14 protein-coding genes are annotated in these 18,826 nt (G+C 72.4%); 12 read left to right on the forward strand and 2 right to left on the reverse strand.

Annotated features, from left to right (window positions below):
* Positions 1–302: 302 nt before the first annotated feature.
* Complete coding sequence (locus ACFQRF_RS11575) at positions 303–1,109, reverse strand: DUF554 domain-containing protein (RefSeq protein WP_379871046.1); 807 nt, start codon at positions 1,107–1,109, stop codon at positions 303–305.
* A 67-nt stretch (positions 1,110–1,176) separates the two neighbouring features.
* Positions 1,177–1,605: a PaaI family thioesterase gene (locus ACFQRF_RS11580; protein ID WP_379871047.1), complete on the reverse strand. Its 429-nt coding sequence runs from the start codon at positions 1,603–1,605 to the stop codon at positions 1,177–1,179.
* Positions 1,606–1,700: 95 nt separating this feature from the next.
* On the opposite strand from ACFQRF_RS11580, the gene polA reads away from it, so the two are divergent.
* The 12 genes from polA (at position 1,701) to ACFQRF_RS11640 (ending at position 18,680) form a co-directional block, all read left to right on the forward strand.
* Positions 1,701–4,472 carry a DNA polymerase I gene (polA, locus tag ACFQRF_RS11585; protein WP_379871048.1) on the forward strand — a complete coding sequence of 924 codons (2,772 nt, stop codon included), beginning with the start codon at positions 1,701–1,703 and terminating at the stop codon, positions 4,470–4,472.
* Between the two features lie 81 nt (positions 4,473–4,553).
* Positions 4,554–4,988 (forward strand): alternative ribosome rescue aminoacyl-tRNA hydrolase ArfB, encoded by a 435-nt coding sequence (gene arfB / locus ACFQRF_RS11590; RefSeq protein ID WP_379871049.1) that lies wholly within the window; start codon positions 4,554–4,556, stop codon positions 4,986–4,988.
* Positions 4,989–5,425: 437 nt separating this feature from the next.
* Positions 5,426–6,919 (forward strand): 30S ribosomal protein S1, encoded by a 1,494-nt coding sequence (gene rpsA, locus ACFQRF_RS11595; RefSeq protein ID WP_379871050.1) that lies wholly within the window; start codon positions 5,426–5,428, stop codon positions 6,917–6,919.
* Between the two features lie 78 nt (positions 6,920–6,997).
* Positions 6,998–7,486, forward strand: coding sequence for a GNAT family N-acetyltransferase (locus tag ACFQRF_RS11600; RefSeq protein WP_379871051.1), 489 nt, complete (start codon positions 6,998–7,000; stop codon positions 7,484–7,486).
* A gap of 171 nt (positions 7,487–7,657) precedes the next feature.
* Positions 7,658–8,269 carry a dephospho-CoA kinase gene (gene coaE / locus ACFQRF_RS11605; protein ID WP_379871052.1) on the forward strand — a complete coding sequence of 204 codons (612 nt, stop codon included), beginning with the start codon at positions 7,658–7,660 and terminating at the stop codon, positions 8,267–8,269.
* Positions 8,270–8,373: 104 nt separating this feature from the next.
* A complete protein-coding gene (gene uvrB / locus ACFQRF_RS11610) occupies positions 8,374–10,482 on the forward strand; it encodes an excinuclease ABC subunit UvrB (protein WP_379871053.1) in 2,109 nt (702 codons plus the stop codon).
* 343 nt (positions 10,483–10,825) lie between these two features.
* Positions 10,826–11,821, forward strand: a complete 996-nt coding sequence (locus ACFQRF_RS11615; protein WP_379871054.1) for a GNAT family N-acetyltransferase — start codon at positions 10,826–10,828, stop codon at positions 11,819–11,821.
* Between the two features lie 272 nt (positions 11,822–12,093).
* Positions 12,094–13,860 (forward strand): gamma-glutamyltransferase, encoded by a 1,767-nt coding sequence (ggt, locus tag ACFQRF_RS11620; RefSeq protein WP_379871055.1) that lies wholly within the window; start codon positions 12,094–12,096, stop codon positions 13,858–13,860.
* A 151-nt stretch (positions 13,861–14,011) separates the two neighbouring features.
* Positions 14,012–14,929, forward strand: coding sequence for a hydroxymethylglutaryl-CoA lyase (locus ACFQRF_RS11625; protein WP_379871056.1), 918 nt, complete (start codon positions 14,012–14,014; stop codon positions 14,927–14,929).
* A 328-nt stretch (positions 14,930–15,257) separates the two neighbouring features.
* Positions 15,258–16,913 (forward strand): CTP synthase, encoded by a 1,656-nt coding sequence (locus tag ACFQRF_RS11630; RefSeq protein ID WP_379871057.1) that lies wholly within the window; start codon positions 15,258–15,260, stop codon positions 16,911–16,913.
* Positions 16,910–17,542, forward strand: coding sequence for an NUDIX domain-containing protein (locus tag ACFQRF_RS11635; RefSeq protein ID WP_379871058.1), 633 nt, complete (start codon positions 16,910–16,912; stop codon positions 17,540–17,542). The genes ACFQRF_RS11630 and ACFQRF_RS11635 overlap by 4 nt, the downstream gene beginning before the upstream one ends.
* A 103-nt stretch (positions 17,543–17,645) precedes the next feature.
* A complete protein-coding gene (locus ACFQRF_RS11640; RefSeq protein ID WP_379871386.1) occupies positions 17,646–18,680 on the forward strand; it encodes a site-specific tyrosine recombinase XerD in 1,035 nt (344 codons plus the stop codon).
* Positions 18,681–18,826 lie beyond the last annotated feature (146 nt).

The following is an 18,826-nucleotide window of genomic DNA, read 5'->3' on the forward strand; positions in this document are numbered from 1 at the left end:
TGTCTGCATCACCTGCACGCCCGGACCGCCGGAACCGACGGCCCTGCTTAACCGAGGGCGTTAGCGGAGCTTAAACACGCCCGGTCCGATTCGGGAAGATAGTGCGGAATGTCGGTGCCGACTCGGGTTCAGGCTGTTATGCGGCCGTAGTCATCGGCGAGGGCGGACGCCCAGTTCAGGGCAGCTTCACACGGACCGTCCCGCCGGGGTCGCGCTGCGTCGCGACGGGATCTCGGCGCGGCCCGCCACCGAGACCCGGACGTGTCCCGCGAGGCGCCGCGGCGCCGGACCGGCGGCGCGCGCTACAGCGCCGCGGCGACCGTGGTGAGCACCGGCGCGACCACCAGCGCCGGGAGCAGGTCGGCGACCGGCAGCGTGCGGATCCGCAGCAGCCGCAAGGCCACCCCGACCAGCAGCAGCCCGCCGGTCGCGGTGAGCGCGGCGACGTGCGCGTCCGGCAGGAAGCTGCCCAGGGCGACTCCCACCAGCGTGAACGCCCCCTGGTAGACGAGCACCGGGGCGGCGGAGAGCATCACGCCCACTCCCAGCGCGGCGGCGAAGGCCACGGAGGCGAACCCGTCGAGGACCGCTTTGAGGACGAGCTGCTCGATGCCGTTCCCCAGGCCGTCGCTGATGGAGCCCAGGATGCCCAGCGGCCCCACCACGAACACCAGCGACGAGCTGACGAAGCCCTCGACGAACCGGTGCGAGCCGGCCGGGCCCCCGGACGGTTCCCCCGCCGCGGACTCCGGACGCGCGGCCGCCGCCACCGGTTCCGCGATCCCGGCGGAACGGCGGGTGAGGACGCGGCGCAGCAGCTCGCCCAGTTGCTCCAGCCGGTCCTCGATCCGCAGCAGCGATCCCACGATGCCGCCCACGAGCAGCGAGCCGAGCACGATCAGGGTGGGCGCGCCCGACCCGGTGGCCTCGGTGAGCACCGGGTCGAGCACGCTCGCGGCGCTCGTCGCCGCGATCAGCAGCACCACGAGGCCGAGCGCGTCGGTCACCACCCGGCGGGTGCGGTCGGGGAGCCGGCCGCCCAGCAGCATGCCGACGGCCGAACCGGCGACGATCGCGATGACGTTGACGAGGGTGCCGAGACCCGGCATCGAATGGTTCTCCGTCTGTCGATCGGCGGCCGGGCGTCCGGCCGTCCGGGGAAGGTCGAACGTGCCGCTACGCGCGCTTCGGCGCGTCGCGCAGCATGCAGGTCAGCCGCGCCGTGCACACCCGCCGGCCGGCGTCGTCGGTGATGACGATCTCCCAGGTGGCGAGCGAGCGCCCCAGGTGCACCGGGGTGGCCGTTCCCGTGACGAATCCCTCGGTGGCCGCCCGGTGGTGGGTGGCGTTGAGCTCGATCCCCACCGCGATGCGGTCCAGACCGGCGTGGATGGCCGACCCCACGGAGCCCAGCGTCTCGGCGAGCACGCACGACGCGCCGCCGTGCAGCAGCCCGTAGGGCTGGGTGTTGCCCTCGACCGGGATCCGGCCGACGACGCGCTCCACCGACGCCTCCAGGACCTCCAGCCCCATCCGGGTGCCCAGTGCACCCGCGAAGGCCGGATCGCCCATGATCTCGGTCAGCTGGTCGGTGTCCAGCGCCATCGCACACCTCATCCCATGTCGTGTCGGCCGGTCCCGTCGCAGGTGCCCGGCGGACTCCTGCGACAAAGTCCGAACCGCATCCTAGGATTCCTGGTGTGGTGAAGACACAGGTGACCCCCGAGCAGACCAGTCCCTCCGAGCCCGGCGCGGCCGGCGCCCCGGACGCCGAGCGGCGCCTGCTGCTGCTCGACGGACACTCCATGGCCTTCCGCGCGTTCTTCGCGCTGCCGGTGGAGAAGTTCGGGACCAGCACGGGCCAGTCCACCAACGCCGTGTACGGCTTCACCTCGATGCTGGTCAAGCTGCTCCGCGAGGAGCGGCCGACGCACATCGCCGTGGCCTGGGACCGCTCGGAGCCCACCTTCCGCCACGAGGCCTATGACGACTACAAGGCCGGCCGCTCGGAGACCCCGCCGGAGTTCCCGGGCCAGGTGGGACTGCTGCAGGAACTGCTCGGCCTGATCGGCGTCGCCAGCCTGTCGGTCGCCGGCTATGAGGCCGACGACATCATCGCGACCCTGGCCACCCAGGGGTGCGCGCGCGGGATGGAGGTGCTGATCGCCTCGGGCGACCGCGACGCCTTCCAGCTCGTCACCGACCAGTGCACCGTCCTGTACCCGGGCAAGAGCCTGTCCGACCTCACCCGGATGACGCCGGACGCGGTCGAGGCGAAGTACGGGGTCCGGCCCGAGCGCTACCGCGACCTGGCGGCGCTCGTGGGGGAGAAGTCCGACAATCTGCCGGGCGTGCCGGGGGTCGGTCCCAAGACCGCGGCCAAGTGGATCACCAAGTACGGGTCGCTGGACGAACTCGTCGCCCACGTGGACGAGATCACCGGCAAGGCCGGGCAGAACCTGCGCGACCACCTCGATTCGGTGCTGCGCAACCAGCGCCTCAACGTGCTCTCCACCGACGTCGAGATCGCCGCGGCGGTGGACGACCTCACCATGGACGGCTGGGACCGCGCCGGAATCAACGCGCTGTTCGACAACCTGGAGTTCGCCGGGACGCTGCGGGACCGGCTGTTCTCCGTCCTCGGCGAGACCGAGCCGGGTGCCGAGGCCGCCGCGGAGGAGGGCTTCACCGTCGAGCTGGCCGCCCCCGGCACCGGGGAGCTGGCCGGCTGGCTGGCCGCGCACGCCACCACCAACGCCCGTGCCGGCCTGGCGGTCACCGGCAACTGGGGGCGCGGCACCGGCGAGATCACCGGACTCGCCATCGCCGTGGCGGCCGGCCCGGCGGCCTTCCTGGACCCCACTCTGCTGGACGCCGCCGACGAGGCGGCGCTCGCGGGCTGGCTCGCCGACCCCGATCACCCCAAGGCGCTGCACGACGCCAAAGGCCCGCTGCTCGCCCTGGAGGCGCGCGGCTGGACGCTGGCCGGCCTGACCAGCGACACCGCGCTCGCCGCCTACCTCGCGCTGCCGGGCCAGCGGAAATTCGACCTCGCCGACCTGTGCACTCGCTACCTGAACAAGGAACTGCGCGAGGACGGCACGGGCTCCGACCAGCTCGCCCTGGACATCGCCGGCGACGGGGACGCCGACGCCGAGACCGCCGCCCGCGAGGGGCTCGCACTGCGTGCCCGCGCCACCCTGGAACTCGCGACGGCGCTGGACGCCGACCTCGCGCGACGTGGCGCCACCCGGCTGCTGCACGAGGTGGAGCTGCCGCTGGTGCGCGTCCTGGCCGAAATGGAGCGCACCGGCATCGCCGCCGACCGCGGCTACCTCGACGGCCTGGAGGAGGAGTTCGCGGCGGCCGTGCGCCAGGCGGTCACCGAGGCGCACCGCGTGGTGGGCCGGGAGTTCAACCTCGGCTCGCCCAAGCAGCTGCAGCAGATCCTGTTCACCGAACTCGACCTGCCCAAGACCAAGCGCATCAAGACCGGCTACACGACCGACGCCGACGCCCTGGCCTGGCTGGCCACCCGCACCGACAACGAACTGCCGGTCATCCTGCTGCGGCACCGCGATCAGACCAAGCTGCGCACCACCGTCGAGGGGCTGGTCAAGACCATCGCCGACGACGGCCGCATCCACACCACCTTCCACCAGACGGTGGCGGCCACCGGGCGGCTCAGCTCCACCGACCCCAACCTGCAGAACATCCCGGTGCGCACCGACGCCGGGCGGCGGATCCGGCGGGCGTTCGTGGTCGGCGACGGCTACGACCACCTGCTCACCGCCGACTACAGCCAGATCGAACTGCGCATCATGGCGCACCTCTCGGAGGACGCCTCGCTCATCGACGCCTTCGAGACCGGGCACGACTTCCACGCCGAGATCGCCGCGCGGGTGTTCGGCATCCCGGCCGGCGAGGTCGACGGCGAGGCCCGCGCCCGCATCAAGGCCATGAACTACGGCCTGGCCTACGGCCTGAGCGCGTTCGGGCTGTCCGGGCAGCTCGGCATCACGCCCGAGGAGGCGCGCGGCCTCATGGACGACTACTTCGCGCAGTTCGGCCGGGTCCGCGACTACCTGCACGAGGTGGTGGAGCGGGCACGCCGCGAGGGCTACACCGAGACCATGCTGGGCCGCCGCCGCTACCTGCCCGACCTCACCAGCGACAACCGGCAGCGCCGCGAGATGGCCGAGCGGATGGCGCTCAACGCCCCCATCCAGGGCTCGGCGGCCGACATCATCAAGGTGGCGATGCTGGACGTCGCCGCCGCACTCCGCTCGGCGGGCCTCACCTCCCGGCTGCTGCTGCAGGTGCACGACGAACTCGTGCTGGAGGTGGTCGGCGACGAGCTGGAGGCGGTGCGCAAGCTGGTCTCGGAATGCATGGCCAACGCCTACGACCTGCGAGTGCCGCTCGCGGTCTCGGTGGGGGTCGGCCGTAACTGGCGCGACGCCGCGCACTGATCCAGGGTGCCGCGCTGCGCGGACCGCCCGCGCGCGCGTACCATGTTGCCGACGGTGCCGCACGGGTGAGGGGGCGAGGGCATGACCGGAGGCGCGCGCGACTCCCGTCGCGTCCCCATCGCCATCCCCGAGGACGAGCTGCGGTGGCGGTTCTCCCGCTCCAGCGGGCCCGGGGGGCAGCACGTCAACACCAGCGACACCCGGGTCACCGTCAGTTTCGACGTCGCCGCGTCCGCCGCGCTGCGCCCGGAGCAGCGCGAGCGCGTCCTGCGCCGGCTGGCCGGCCGGCTGGCGGACGGCGTGCTCGCGGTCACGGCGCAGGAGCACCGCTCCCAGACCCGCAACCGCGAGACGGCCCGGCAGCGGCTCACCGAGATCGTGTCCGAGGCGGCCGCCCCCGGCCCGCGGACCCGGCGCCCGACCCGACCCACGCGAGCCTCCCGCGAGCGCCGGCTCGCGGCCAAGCGCCGGCGCTCCGACGTCAAGCGCACCCGTTCCCGCAACGCCGACGACTGACCGCACCACGCCGGCCCCGCGGACGCCCACCGTCCCGGAACCGGATGACGCGTATTGACCCACGCAGGACCGACCGATACTGGGGGCGACGGCGACACAGCATCCCGAAGTGATCGTAAGATGTGACGAAAACGGGGTAGGCCCGTTTCGGGATACCGCTTCCGATTGACCACAGCGCCCGTGTCTCATATCCTGGCCGGAGCGTTGTGGATTCGCGTGCGCAACTCGGCCTCGGACTCCCGCGCGGTGTGACAGCTAGCTCGCACACCCCGCGAGAGCCTCGCAGGACGTGCGGGCACGGCGGTCGGCCGTCCGCGACGGGCGAGGGCAGGGGCAGCGATGCCCGGCTCCGGCTCGCCGCACGGTGCGGCCCGAACCGTTCGACTCCACGGCGTGCATAATTCCAGCCATTGTCCGTATCCGGAGTCCACCCACACATGACGAGCAGCACCGAGGCCACCTCGACACCGAAGGTAGCGGTCAACGACATCGGTTCCGAGGAAGCCTTCCTCGCGGCGATCGACGAGACCATCAAGTACTTCAACGACGGTGACATTGTCGAGGGCACCATCGTGAAGGTCGATCGAGACGAGGTCTTGCTCGACATCGGCTACAAGACCGAAGGCGTCATCCCCTCGCGGGAGCTCTCGATCAAGCACGACGTCGACCCGGGCGAGGTCGTCTCGGTCGGCGACCACGTCGAGGCCCTGGTCCTCCAGAAGGAGGACAAGGAGGGGCGGCTCATCCTGTCCAAGAAGCGCGCCCAGTACGAGCGCGCCTGGGGCACGATCGAGAAGATCAAGGAGGAGGACGGCGTCGTCACCGGTACGGTGATCGAGGTCGTCAAGGGCGGTCTGATCCTCGACATCGGACTGCGCGGCTTCCTCCCCGCGTCGCTGGTCGAGATGCGCCGGGTACGCGACCTCCAGCCCTACGTCGGCCGCGAGCTCGAAGCCAAGATCATCGAGCTGGACAAGAACCGCAACAACGTGGTGCTGTCCCGCCGCGCCTGGCTTGAGCAGACGCAGTCGGAGGTCCGCCAGACCTTCCTCAACACCCTGCAGAAGGGCCAGATCCGCAAGGGCGTCGTCTCCTCGATCGTCAACTTCGGTGCGTTCGTGGACCTCGGCGGCGTCGACGGTCTGGTGCACGTCTCCGAGCTGTCCTGGAAGCACATCGACCACCCGAGCGAGGTCGTCGAGGTCGGCCAGGAGGTCACGGTCGAGGTGCTGGACGTCGACATGGAGCGCGAGCGCGTCTCCCTGTCGCTGAAGGCCACCCAGGAAGACCCGTGGCAGCAGTTCGCCCGCACCCATCAGATCGGGCAGGTCGTGCCGGGCAAGGTCACCAAGCTGGTGCCGTTCGGCGCGTTCGTCCGCGTCGAGGAGGGCATCGAGGGCCTGGTGCACATCTCCGAGCTGGCCGAGCGCCACGTGGAGATTCCGGAGCAGGTCGTCCAGGTCGGCACCGAGATCTTCGTCAAGATCATCGACATCGACCTCGACCGCCGCCGCATCAGCCTCTCGCTGAAGCAGGCCAACGAGAGCGTCTCCCCCGACCAGGTGGAGTTCGACCCGACCCTGTACGGCATGGCGGCCGAGTACGACGAGCAGGGCAACTACCGCTACCCCGAGGGCTTCGACCCGGAGAGCGGCGAGTGGCTCGAGGGCTTCGAGACCCAGCGCGACGAGTGGGAGCGGCAGTACGCGCTCGCCCAGGCCCGGTTCGAGGCGCACCGCAAGCAGGTCGAGGAGGCTCAGGCCGCCGAGGCCGAGGCCGCCGCGGAGGCGCCCTTCGAGAACGAGCCCGCCTCGGGCGGCGGCTCCAGCCGTAGCAGCGGCTCCGGCGACAGCGGCAACAGCGGCGCGCTGGCCACTGACGAGGCGCTGGCCGCGCTGCGTGAGAAGCTGGCCGGCGGCGGCGACAGCTAGCCCCGGACAGCGCCCGACCGCGCGAATCACCGAGGACCGCTCCCCGTCCGGGGGGCGGTCCTTCGCTATGCTGCCGCCATGGCCGCCCGAGCCCCCGCCGTCTCCATCGAGCCGGCCACCGCCGCCGACATCGGCGAGATCTGGACCCTGCAGCGCGCCGCCTACGTGACCGAGGCGCAGAGCTACGGCGACCCCTACATCGCTCCGCTCACCGAGACCGAGGACCAGATCCGCGCCGCCCTGACCAGCGGCCTGATCCTCAAGGCCGTCGTGGGACACCGCATCGTCGGCACGGTGCGCGGCCGCAGCACCGGCCCCACGTTCCTGGTCAACCGGCTCGCGGTCGCTCCGGACCACCGGGGCGCGGGCATCGGCCGTGCCCTGCTGCTGGCCGTGGAGGAGCACGCCCGCGCCGCCCACCCGGAGGTGGCGACGTTCGCGCTGTTCACCGGGCACAACAGCGACGGCAACCTGCGGCTGTACCGGGGGATCGGCTACACCGAGACCTCCCGGGAGCGGGTGGCCGAGCACCTCACGCTGGTCCACTTGCGCAAGGCGGCGTGCTGATCGTCGCCGCTGCTCACCGGTCGCGTCGCCGGCGCGGGATCTCCTGATAGCTCATGGAGAGGCCGGGCGCACCCTCGATGATCCCCACGAGCGCTGCAAGCGAAGGTGGCAGGCCGTGAGGTTAGCCGCCCCCACCCCGCGCCATCTCCGGCGTTTCGTAGGATCAGCGGCATGCTACGTGTGGGACTCACCGGCGGAATCGGCTCGGGCAAGAGCGAGGTGGCACGGCGGCTGGCCGATCGTGGGGCCGTCGTCATCGACGCCGACCGGCTGGCGCGGGAGGTGGTCGAGCCGGGGACCAGTGGGCTGGCGGAGGTGGTCGCGGAGTTCGGGGAGGGTGTCCTGACCCCGGACGGGCGGCTGGACCGGGGGCGGCTCGGGGAGATCGTGTTCGCCGACGCCGAGCGGCTCGCCCGGCTGAACGCCATCGTGCATCCGCGGGTGGCCGAGCGCAGCGCCGAGCTGATGGCGGCGGCGCCCCGGGACGCGGTCGTCGTGTACGACGTGCCGCTGCTGGTGGAGAACGGCCTCGCCGGTGACTACGACGTCGTGGTGGTCGTGGACGCCCCCGACGACGTCCGGATCGCCCGCGTGGTGACCGATCGCGGGATGACCGAGGAGCAGGCGCGGGCGCGGATCCGGGCGCAGGCGTCCCGGCGGGAGCGGCTGGCGCGCGCCGACGTGGTCGTCGACAACTCCGGCTCCCTGGCCGACCTCGACGCCCGGGTCGCCGAGGTGTGGGCGCGGCTGGCGGAGCGCGCTGCGCACTCCTCGGCCCGCTGACCGCCGGACCGGCCCCGGTCCGGTGGCCGTCCTCCGGTGTCGGTGCCCGGCGATACGGTGGAAGGAGATCAGGGGCGAGGCTGTATCCGGGGAGATGAGACGACGTGCGTCCGGTGACCGACATCCAGCGAAGAGTGGCGCCGTTCGAGGTGGTCTCGGACATGACCCCGGCCGGTGACCAGCCGGCGGCCATCGCGGAGCTGACGCGGCGGATCAACGCCGGTGCGAAGGACAACGTGCTCCTGGGCGCCACCGGCACCGGCAAGACCGCGACCGTGGCCTGGCTGGTGGAGCAGGTGCAGCGTCCCACCCTGGTCATGCAGCCGAACAAGACGCTGGCGGCGCAGTTCGCCAACGAGCTGCGCGAGATGCTGCCGAACAACGCGGTCGAGTACTTCGTCTCCTACTACGACTACTACCAGCCCGAGGCCTACGTTCCGCAGACCGACACCTACATCGAGAAGGACTCCTCGATCAACGACGAGGTGGAGCGGCTGCGGCACTCGGCGACGAACTCGCTGCTGACCCGGCGCGACACCATCGTGGTCGCCTCGGTGTCCTGCATCTACGGCCTGGGCACGCCGCAGGAGTACGTCGACCGCATGGCCACCGTCAAGGTGGGCATGGAGGTGGACCGCGACGACCTGCTGCGCCGGCTCGTCGAGATGCAGTACACCCGCAACGACCTGGCGTTCACCCGCGGCACCTTCCGGGTGCGCGGCGACACCATCGAGATCATCCCGGTCTATGAGGAACTGGCCGTGCGGATCGAGATGTTCGGCGACGAGATCGAGCGGCTGTGCACGCTGCACCCGCTCACCGGCGAGGTGCTCGGCGAGGACGAGGAGCTGTACATCTTTCCGGCGTCGCACTACGTCGCCGGCCCGGAGCGCATGGAGCGGGCGGTCCGCGACATCGAGACCGAGCTGGGGGAGCGCCTCACCGAGCTGGAGAACCGCGGCAGCCTGCTGGAGGCGCAGCGGTTGCGGATGCGCACCACCTACGACCTGGAGATGCTGCGCCAGGTGGGCACCTGCTCCGGCATCGAGAACTACTCGCGGCACTTCGACGGCCGGGCGCCGGGCAGCGCCCCTAACACACTGCTGGACTACTTCCCGGAGGACTTCCTGCTGGTCGTCGACGAGTCGCACGTGACCGTCCCGCAGATCGGCGGCATGTACGAGGGGGATGCCTCGCGTAAGCGGACGCTGGTCGACCACGGTTTCCGGCTGCCCTCGGCGCTGGACAACCGGCCGCTGAAGTGGGAGGAGTTCGTGGAGCGGATCGGGCAGACCGTGTACCTGTCGGCCACTCCGGGGCCGTACGAGCTGCGGCGGAGCGGCGGCGACGTCGTGGAGCAGGTGATCCGCCCCACCGGCCTGGTCGATCCGGAGGTGCTGGTCAAGCCCACGCAGGGCCAGATCGACGACCTGGTACACGAGATCCGGGTGCGTGCCGAACGCGACGAGCGCGTACTGGTGACCACGCTCACCAAGAAGATGGCCGAGGACCTCACCGACTACCTGGCCGAGCTGGGCATCCGGGTCCGCTACCTGCACAGCGAGGTCGACACGTTGCGCCGGGTGGAGCTGCTCCGCGAGCTGCGGGCGGGCGAGTTCGACGTGCTGGTCGGCATCAACCTGCTGCGGGAGGGCCTGGACCTGCCCGAGGTGTCGCTGGTGGCGATCCTGGACGCCGACAAGGAGGGTTTCCTGCGCTCGGAGACCTCGCTGATCCAGACGATCGGCCGGGCGGCGCGGAACGTGGCCGGGCAGGTGCACATGTACGCCGATGAGGTCACCGAGTCGATGCGGAGGGCGATCGACGAGACGAACCGGCGCCGGGACAAGCAACTGGCCTACAACGCCGAGCACGGCATCGACCCGCAGCCGCTGCGCAAGCGGATCGCCGACATCCTCGACTCGCTGGCGCGCGAGGACGCCGACACCGAGACGCTGATCGGCGGCGCGTCCCGCCAGGTCAGCCGGGGCAAGGCGCCGGTACCGGGACTGTCCTCGCAGGTTTCGGGCGAGCGTTCCAAGGACATCGAGGGCATGCCGCGGGCGGAACTGGCCGACCTGATCGACCAGCTCACCGCGCAGATGCACCAGGCGGCGGCGGACCTGCAGTTCGAGCTCGCCGCGCGGCTGCGCGACGAGGTGAAGGAGCTCAAGCGGGAGCTGCGCGGGATGGACGCGGCCGGGGTCTCCTGAGGCCGCCGCGGGACGTGGCCGCCGGGGCCTCGGTGCGGTTCCGGGGACCTGTTCCGCCGCCGGCGCGGGCGGACCGGAGCGTCATCGAACGGAGATGATCATGAGACGCCGGTTCGATAACGTGGGAGCGGATGCCCGCTTGCGTGCATGAAATTGCACAGCGACAATTTTTCACAACAATCTCCGAAAGTTTGACGGTTGCATCGGCATGTCGCCGGGCGAGCCGGTACCGTCGACCGGGTAGTCGGGGCGCGACAGCACGTGATCGTCGTCGGGGGCGACGGCGACGCCGGTAGGGCGCGATGGACGCGCCGGCCGACGTCGATGGGGCCAGGGAGGGAACATGAGCGGTTATGTCGCCCGGATGCGGCATGACGGTCCGCCCGGACGCAGTGCGGAGTACGACCTGCTCGTCGGATCGGCGGCCAGGCGCTGGGCCTCGATCGACCCACTGCTGCCGGAGCCGTCCCACCCGCGGCTGAGCACCCACCCGCTGCTCACGGTGAGCGACGAGGCCGGGCGGCCGGTCGCCGCCGGCACCATGCGCTACTCCTGGTACCAGCCCGGTGAGGTCGGGCGGACGTGGGGCGTCCCGGACCAGCACTGGCTCACCCCGCTCGTGGGCGGCCCCGATCCGGAGGGCGCCCTCGACTCGCTGCTGACGAGCTGGCGGGACCAGCTGGAGAAGCTGCCCTCGGGCACGGGCAGCGAGTCGGCGGCCCAGCTCACCTGGCCGTCCCGCGACGTGTGCGGAGTGCGGCCACTGCAGCGGCACGGCATGCAGCCCATCACCGTGCTCGCCGCCCGCCGCCAGCGCCGGGGCGTGCCGCCGTCGCTGCCGCCCCGCGACGTCACCATGCGGCTCGCCGACATCCACGACCTCGCCGTCGTCGTCGGGCTCATCATGGAGGAGCACCGTTACGAGGAGTTCTTCGGCGGCGTGTTCGTCCAGCCCGAGACCCCCGAGCAGACGCGGCGGGTGGTGTCCCGGGCGCTGACCCGGCGGCCCTCGTGGGTGTGGCTTGCCGAGCGCCGTGGCCGTCCCGTGGGGCTGCTGTGGGTGTCGCCGCCCGAGCGCGCCCGCTGGGCGGCGCCGCTGGTCAAGGCCGCCCCGGCCGCCTACATCGGGTACGCCGTGGTGGCCGAGGAGGAGCGCGGCCGTGGCATCGGCACCGCGCTGGTCAGCCAGGCGCACCAGGCCATGGACAGCCACGGCATCGCGGTCACGCTGCTCAACTACTCGGTGATGAACCCGCTGTCCGGCCCGTTCTGGCACCGCGTCGGTTACCGGCCGCTGTGGACCACCTGGGAGATCCGGCCGGCGCTCGCCCTGCGCTGAGCCGGACGGGCGGGCGCCCCGCCGCGTGACCGCACCCGGCCTCGGCCGCGACCGGCCGCCGGCCGAACGCGGGGCGCGCCGCCGGAACGTCCAGGGCCGTCGCCGTCCGGGTCGCCCTCGGAACCACCGCATCGTGGCGAATCCCCACTGGTGCGGATAACTCACCACACGTTAACCTTCGGCGCATGTCACTTTCCGGAGCGTATCGGGCGATCCGGGCGCGACGAGGCGGAGGTCGACGAGTGAAGCGTGCGTTACACCGTGCCGGGGCCATGACCGGACTGCTCGTGCTGCTGGGCACGGCGGCGGTCCCAGCGGCGGCCGAGGAGCACCCCCGGCCCCCGGACCGGGACCCGGTGGCGGTGGGGCGCGGCGGAGCCGTGGTCACCGTGGACCCCGACGCCACCGAGGCCGGCATGCGCATCCTGCGCTCCGGCGGCAACGCCGTGGACGCCGCCGTCGCGGCCGCCGCCGCGCTCGGCGTCACCGAACCCTACTCGGGCGGCTTCGGCGGCGGCGGGTACTTCGTCTACTACAGCGCCGCCGACCGCGAGGTGTACACGCTGGACGGCCGGGAAACCGCCCCCGCCGCTATGCGCGAGGACTCCTTCCTGGAGGACGGCGAGCCCATCCCGTTCCCCGAGGCGGTCACCTCCGGGCTGTCGGTCGGCGCCCCCGGCGCCCCGGCCACCTGGGAGCACGCCCTGCGGGAGTGGGGCACGGTCTCGCTGGGCCGCGCCCTGCGGCCGGCCATCTCCCTGGCGGACCGCGGCTTCGTCGTCGACGAGACCTTCCGCCGGCAGACCGCCGACAACGCCGAGAGGTTCGCCGACTTCCCCGCCACGGCGGAGCTGTTCCTGCCGAACGGCGCGCCCCCCGAGGTGGGCAGCGTGCTGCGCAACCCTGACCTCGCCGACACCTACCGCGAGTTCGCCCGGCACGGCACCGGCGTGCTCGCCGGGGACATCGGCACCGAGATCGCGGCCACCGCCGCCGCACCGCCGGTGGCCGAGGACGCCGACCGCACGGTGCGGCCCGGCCTGCTCACCGCCGAGGACGTCGCCGGTTACGAGCTCGTCGAGCGCGCGCCGACGCACGTGGAGTACCGCGGCCTCGACGTCTACGGCATGGCGCCGTCCTCCTCGGGCGGCTCGACCGTGGGCGAGGCGCTCAACATCCTCGACCGCTACCAGCCCGAGGACCTGGGCCCCGCCGAACTTCAGCACCTCACACTGGAGGCCAGCAAGCTCGCCTACGCCGACCGCAACGCCTACATCGGCGACCCGGCGTACTCCGACGTCCCGCTGGACACCCTGCTCTCCCCGGAGTTCGCGGCGCAGCGCGCCTGCCGGATCTCCCCCGACGCGGTGCTGCCCGCCCCGGCGGCGCCCGGCGACGTGACCGGTGCCGGCGGCGACTGCGCCGAGCAGGGCACCCCGGCCGTGGAGGGCGCCGAAGGCCCCTCCACCACCCACCTCGTGACCGCGGACCGGTGGGGCAACGTCGTCTCCTACACCTTCTCCATCGAACAGACCGGTGGCAGCGGCATCGTGGTGCCCGGCCGCGGCTTCCTCCTCAACAACGAGCTGACCGACTTCGACTTCCAGGTGTCCGAGACCGGCGCCGGCGCCGCCAACCTGCCCGCCCCGGACAAGCGGCCGCGCTCCAGCATGTCGCCCACGATCGTGCTGCGGGACGGCCGGCCCTGGCTGGCCGTCGGCAGTCCGGGCGGTGCGACCATCATCACCACGGTGCTGCACGTCCTGGTCGACCGGATCGACCGCGGCATGACGCTGCCCGAGGCGGTGGAGGCGCCGCGGCTGAGCCAGCGCAACGCCGAGGCCACCCAGGTGGAGCCGGCCTTCATGGGCACCCCGGAGCAGAAGGAGCTCAGTGAACTCGGGCACACCTTCACCGAGGTGAACGAGATCGGCGCCGTGGCCGCCCTGGAGTTCCTCGGCCGCGGCCGGATCCAGGCGGTCGCCGAGAGCGAGCGGCGCGGCGGCGGGCACGCCGAGGTGCTCGTCCCGCAGCGCTGACGCCCGTCCGCGGAGACGTGCTGACCGCGCCGCCGCCGGCCGGTTAGGCTGAACCTGACGGCCGGCGGCGGCGCCGGACCGGGCGCCACCGCGGTGGCGCCCGGACCGCGCGGCCCGGTGACGAGCGGACGGCGAGAAGGAGCCACACGACATGGCGGCGGAGGCCACGACCGAGACCGGACGCGTGCAGATCGTGGAGGTCGGACCGCGGGACGGCCTGCAGAACGAGGACGCGGTGCTGTCCGTCGCGGAGAAGATCGAACTGATCGACCGCGCCGTCGCGGCCGGGTTGCGCCGGATCGAGGCGGTGAGCTTCGTCGACCCGCGGCGCGTCCCGCAGATGGCCGGCGCCGAGGAGGTCATGGCCGGTGTCCGCCGCGAGCCCGGGGTGTCCTACATCGGACTGGTCCTCAACCGGCGCGGCCTGGACCGGGCGCTGGCCGCCGAGGTCGACGAGGTCAACGTCGCGGTGCCGGCCACCGACGAGTTCTCCCGCCGCAACCAGGGCCGCACCGTCGAGGAGATGCTGGCCGACTGCGCCGGCATCGCCAAGGCCGCGCACGAGGCGGGCACGCCGCTCAGCGTCACCGTCTCCACCGCCTTCGGCTGCCCGTTCGAGGGAGAGACCCCGCCGGAGCGGGTGGTCGACATCGCCCGGCGCGCCGCCGACATGGGCGCGGTCGAGATCGCCCTGGCCGACACCATCGGCGTGGGGGTGCCGCGTCAGGTGACGGACCTCGTGGCACGGGTGCGCGCGGTGGCGGGGACCGCGCGGCTGCGCTGCCACTTCCACAACACCCGCAACACCGGCTACGCCAACGCGCTCGCCGCCCACGAGAGCGGCGTGACGGTGCTGGACTCCAGCATCGGCGGGTTCGGCGGCTGCCCGTTCGCCCCCGCCGCCACCGGCAACATCGCCACCGAGGACCTGCTGTACCTGCTGCACCGCAGCGGCGTGCACACCGGCGTGAACGAGCGCGACGTCGCCATGGCCGGGATCTGGCTGGGCTCGCGCCTGGACAAGGAACCGCCGGCGATGCTCGGCAAGGCGGGCGGCTTCCCGCGGTAGCGGCGGCGCCCGCTTCGCCCTGGTGAGGCGCGGTGTGCGCATGGCCGTCGGATGACGGGGCAGAACCGCCAGTGGAGCGCGGGCCCGGCCGCCGGGTGTTCCCGGTACGTTCGCCCGCCGGACCACCACGGCCACCCCGGGCGCGGTGCGGCCGTGATATGGGCTGAGCCGAGGTCGGATACCTGTGCAGGTGGGGGACACTGTTATCCTGGTGGCCCGTGGCGTCCGAGGTAGGCATTCGGCGCGAACCGTCGCCGGCCACCGGGCTCCGCACGGCCGCCCGTCGCGTTCGGGCGGTCCGTAGCCAATCGACCACGGGAGCATCACTTTGGCATCCGCCGCGAGTACCAAACACCTCTTCGTCACCGGCGGCGTCGCCTCCAGCCTCGGAAAGGGACTGACCGCCTCCAGCCTCGGACGGCTGCTGAAGTCCCGCGGCCTGCGGGTCACGATGCAGAAGCTCGACCCCTACCTCAACGTCGACCCCGGCACGATGAACCCGTTCCAGCACGGCGAAGTGTTCGTGACCGACGACGGCGCCGAGACGGATCTCGACATCGGCCACTACGAGCGATTCCTCGACACCGAGCTGTCGGCCTCGGCCAACGTCACCACCGGCCAGATCTACTCCAGCGTCATCGCCAAGGAGCGGCAGGGCGCCTACCTGGGCGACACCGTGCAGGTGATCCCGCACATCACCAACGAGATCAAGTCGCGCATCTACGCCATGGCCGACGCCGACGTCGACCTCGTCATCACCGAGATCGGCGGCACGGTCGGCGACATCGAGTCGCAGCCGTTCCTGGAGGCGGTGCGGCAGATCCGGCACGAGATCGGCCGGGAGAACTGCTTCTTCCTGCACGTCTCGCTGCTGCCCTACCTCGGCCCCTCGGGCGAGCTGAAGACCAAGCCCACCCAGCACTCCGTGGCGGCGCTGCGCAACATCGGCATCCAGCCCGACGCCATCGTCTGCCGCGCCGACCGCCCCATCCCGCAGAGCCTGAAGAGCAAGATCAGCCTGATGTGCGATGTGGACGAGGGCGGCGTGGTCTCCACGCCCGACGCCCCGTCCATCTACGACATCCCCAAGGTGCTGCACCGCGAGGGCCTGGACGCCTACGTGGTGCGCCGCCTCGGCCTGGCCTTCCGCGACGTCGACTGGACCGAGTGGGACAACCTGCTGCGCCGCGTCCACCAGCCCGGCCACGAGGTCACCATCGCGCTGGTCGGCAAGTACATCGACCTGCCCGACGCCTACCTGTCGGTGACCGAGGCGCTGCGCGCCGGCGGGTTCGCCTGTGACACCCGGGTCAACATCCGCTGGGTGGCCAGCGACGACTGCGCCACCCCCGCCGGCGCCGCCCGGGAGCTGGACGGCGTGGACGGCGTGCTCATCCCCGGCGGATTCGGGGTGCGCGGCATCGAGGGCAAGCTCGGCGCGATCCGGCACGCCCGCGAGAACAGGATCCCGCTCCTCGGCATCTGCCTCGGGCTGCAGTGCATGGTGATCGAGTACGCGCGTGACGTGCTCGGCCTCGACGGCGCGAACAGCACCGAGTTCGACGACAAGGCCAAGCACCCGGTCATCGCCACCATGGCCGACCAGACCGACGTCATCGCCGGCGAACGCGACATGGGCGGCACGATGCGGCTGGGCCTGTACCCGGCGGCGCTGGCCGAGGGGTCGCGGGTCCGCGAGCTGTACGGCGAGGCCGAGGTCTCCGAGCGGCACCGGCACCGCTACGAGGTCAACAACGCCTACCGCGCCCAGCTGGAGGAGGCCGGCCTGGTCTTCTCGGGCCTGTCGCCCGACGGCCACCTCGTCGAGTACGCCGAGCTGCCCCGCGAGGAGCACCCCTTCTTCGTCGCCACCCAGGCGCACCCGGAGCTGCGGTCGCGGCCCACCCGCGCCCACCCGCTGTTCCGCGGCCTCATCACCGCCGCACGCGACCGCGTCGCCGGCCCGGCCGAGGTGCGCGCGTGAGCGGCGCCGACGACCGCAAGATCACCGACCACCCCGAATCCTGGGCGGTCGAGGACACCGTCGAGCGGTTCCGCAGCCCCAAGGTCGCCATGCGCACCGACTGGGTGCGCATGCCGGGGGCCGGAGGGCGGCCCGAGGTGGTGCAGCGCGACATGTTCGTGCATCCGGGCGCCGTCGCCGTGGTGGCGCTGGACGAGGCCGGGCGGGTGCTGCTGCTACGGCAGTACCGGCACGCCGTCGGCCACCAGCTGTGGGAGCTGCCGGCCGGCATGCGCGACGTCGACGGGGAGCCGCCGGTGCGCACCGCCCAGCGCGAGCTGCTGGAGGAGGCCGGATTCCGGGCCGCCACCTGGCACGAACTCGCCGAGGCGTTCCCCTCGCCCGGGTTCTCCACCGAGCGGGTGATCGTCTACCTCGCCCGCAACCTCACCGAGGTGCCCGCGGCGGAGATCGACTTCGAGCGGGTGCACGAGGAGGCCGACATGCCGGTGGAGTGGGTGCCGCTGGAGGAGGCCGTGCAGGCGGCGCTGAACGGGCGGCTGCACAACGCCTCCACCCTCATCGGGGTCCTGGCGGCGCAGGCGGCGGTCCGGGACGGGCTGGCCACCCTGCGGCCCGCCCTGGGGTAGCCGCCTGGCGGCGACGCGCGGGCCGGGCGTCCGGCGTACCGGCCCCGCGCCCCGAATCGCCCCGGTCTGTGGCATCATCTCCCCCGGATGCCCGGGGAAGGTGATCGCGACGACGGCCGAGCAGCACGACCCGCACGGAGCGGAGCCTTCGCCCGCCCTGGAGTCCGCGGTGCGCGGCTACCTCGACCACCTCACCGTGGAGCGCGGCCTGGCCGCCAACACCCTCACCTCCTACCGGCGGGATCTGCGCCGCTACCTGCACTTCCTGGCGGCGCGCGGCCGGGACGAGCTGGCGCAGGTGCGCGAGACCGACGTCACGGAGTTCCTGCGCGGGCTGCGCGAGGGCGACGCCGACCATCCACCGCTCGGCGTGAACTCCGCCGGGCGTGCCGTGGTGGCGGTACGCGGCCTGCACCGGTTCGCGCTGCGGGAGAAGCTCACCGCGGTCGACCCCGCCCAGCAGGTCCGCCCGCCCGCACCGCCCAAGCGGCTGCCCAAGGCCATCTCGCTGCGGCAGGTCGAGACGTTGCTGGCGGCCGTCGACACCGGCGACGACCCCCGGGCGCTGCGCGACCGCGCGCTCCTGGAACTGCTGTACGGGACCGGCGCCCGCATCTCCGAGGCGGTGGGCCTGGACGTCGACGACGCCGAACGCCTCACGGTCGGATCCGGCGCGGAGGAGCCGGCGGACACGCCCGCCGGACCGGACGCCCGCGGCGGCGTGGCCGTCGTGCGGTTCCGCGGCAAGGGCGGCAAGGAGCGGCTGGTCCCCATCGGCCGGTTCGCGCGCCGCGCGCTGGACGCCTACCTGGTGCGCGCCCGCCCCGCGCTCGCCGCCCACGGCCGCGGCACGCCCGCGCTGTTCCTGAACGCGCGCGGCGGCCGGCTCACCCGCCAGGGCGCGTGGGCGGTGCTGCGGGCCGCCGCGGAACGGGTGGGGCTCACCGACGTGTCCCCGCACACGCTGCGGCACTCCTTCGCGACCCATCTGCTCGACGGCGGCGCCGACGTGCGGGTCGTCCAGGAGCTTCTCGGCCACGCGTCGGTGACCACGACGCAGGTCTACACCCTCGTCACCGTCGACCGGCTCCGGGAGGTGTACGCCGCCAGTCACCCGCGTGCGGTGGCGCACTCTTAGCCGGGTTCGGGCGTCCCGGCCGCTTGTGCTGGCGAAACACTCGTCGGCGGGGGTCCACCAGTGCGAGAGTGTCGCGTTGATTCGGGCACAGCCGACGTTCTAGAGTCGCGGCACGACGGTTTCGCGCTGTCGACATATTGAGTTTT

The sequence above is a fragment of the Marinactinospora rubrisoli genome (assembly GCF_042664915.1).
Lineage (GTDB): Bacteria > Actinomycetota > Actinomycetes > Streptosporangiales > Streptosporangiaceae > Marinitenerispora > Marinitenerispora rubrisoli.

Excerpts from the sequence above, each read along its gene's own strand:
- ACFQRF_RS11575 (WP_379871046.1), bottom strand. The coding sequence starts at position 1,109 with ATGCCGGGTCTCGGCACCCTCGTCAACGTCATCGCGATCGTCGCCGGT.
- ACFQRF_RS11580 (WP_379871047.1), bottom strand. The coding sequence starts at position 1,605 with ATGGCGCTGGACACCGACCAGCTGACCGAGATCATGGGCGATCCGGCC.
- arfB (WP_379871049.1), top strand. The coding sequence starts at position 4,554 with ATGACCGGAGGCGCGCGCGACTCCCGTCGCGTCCCCATCGCCATCCCC.
- rpsA (WP_379871050.1), top strand. The coding sequence starts at position 5,426 with ATGACGAGCAGCACCGAGGCCACCTCGACACCGAAGGTAGCGGTCAAC.
- ACFQRF_RS11600 (WP_379871051.1), top strand. The coding sequence starts at position 6,998 with ATGGCCGCCCGAGCCCCCGCCGTCTCCATCGAGCCGGCCACCGCCGCC.
- coaE (WP_379871052.1), top strand. The coding sequence starts at position 7,658 with ATGCTACGTGTGGGACTCACCGGCGGAATCGGCTCGGGCAAGAGCGAG.
- ACFQRF_RS11615 (WP_379871054.1), top strand. The coding sequence starts at position 10,826 with ATGAGCGGTTATGTCGCCCGGATGCGGCATGACGGTCCGCCCGGACGC.
- ggt (WP_379871055.1), top strand. The coding sequence starts at position 12,094 with ATGACCGGACTGCTCGTGCTGCTGGGCACGGCGGCGGTCCCAGCGGCG.
- ACFQRF_RS11625 (WP_379871056.1), top strand. The coding sequence starts at position 14,012 with ATGGCGGCGGAGGCCACGACCGAGACCGGACGCGTGCAGATCGTGGAG.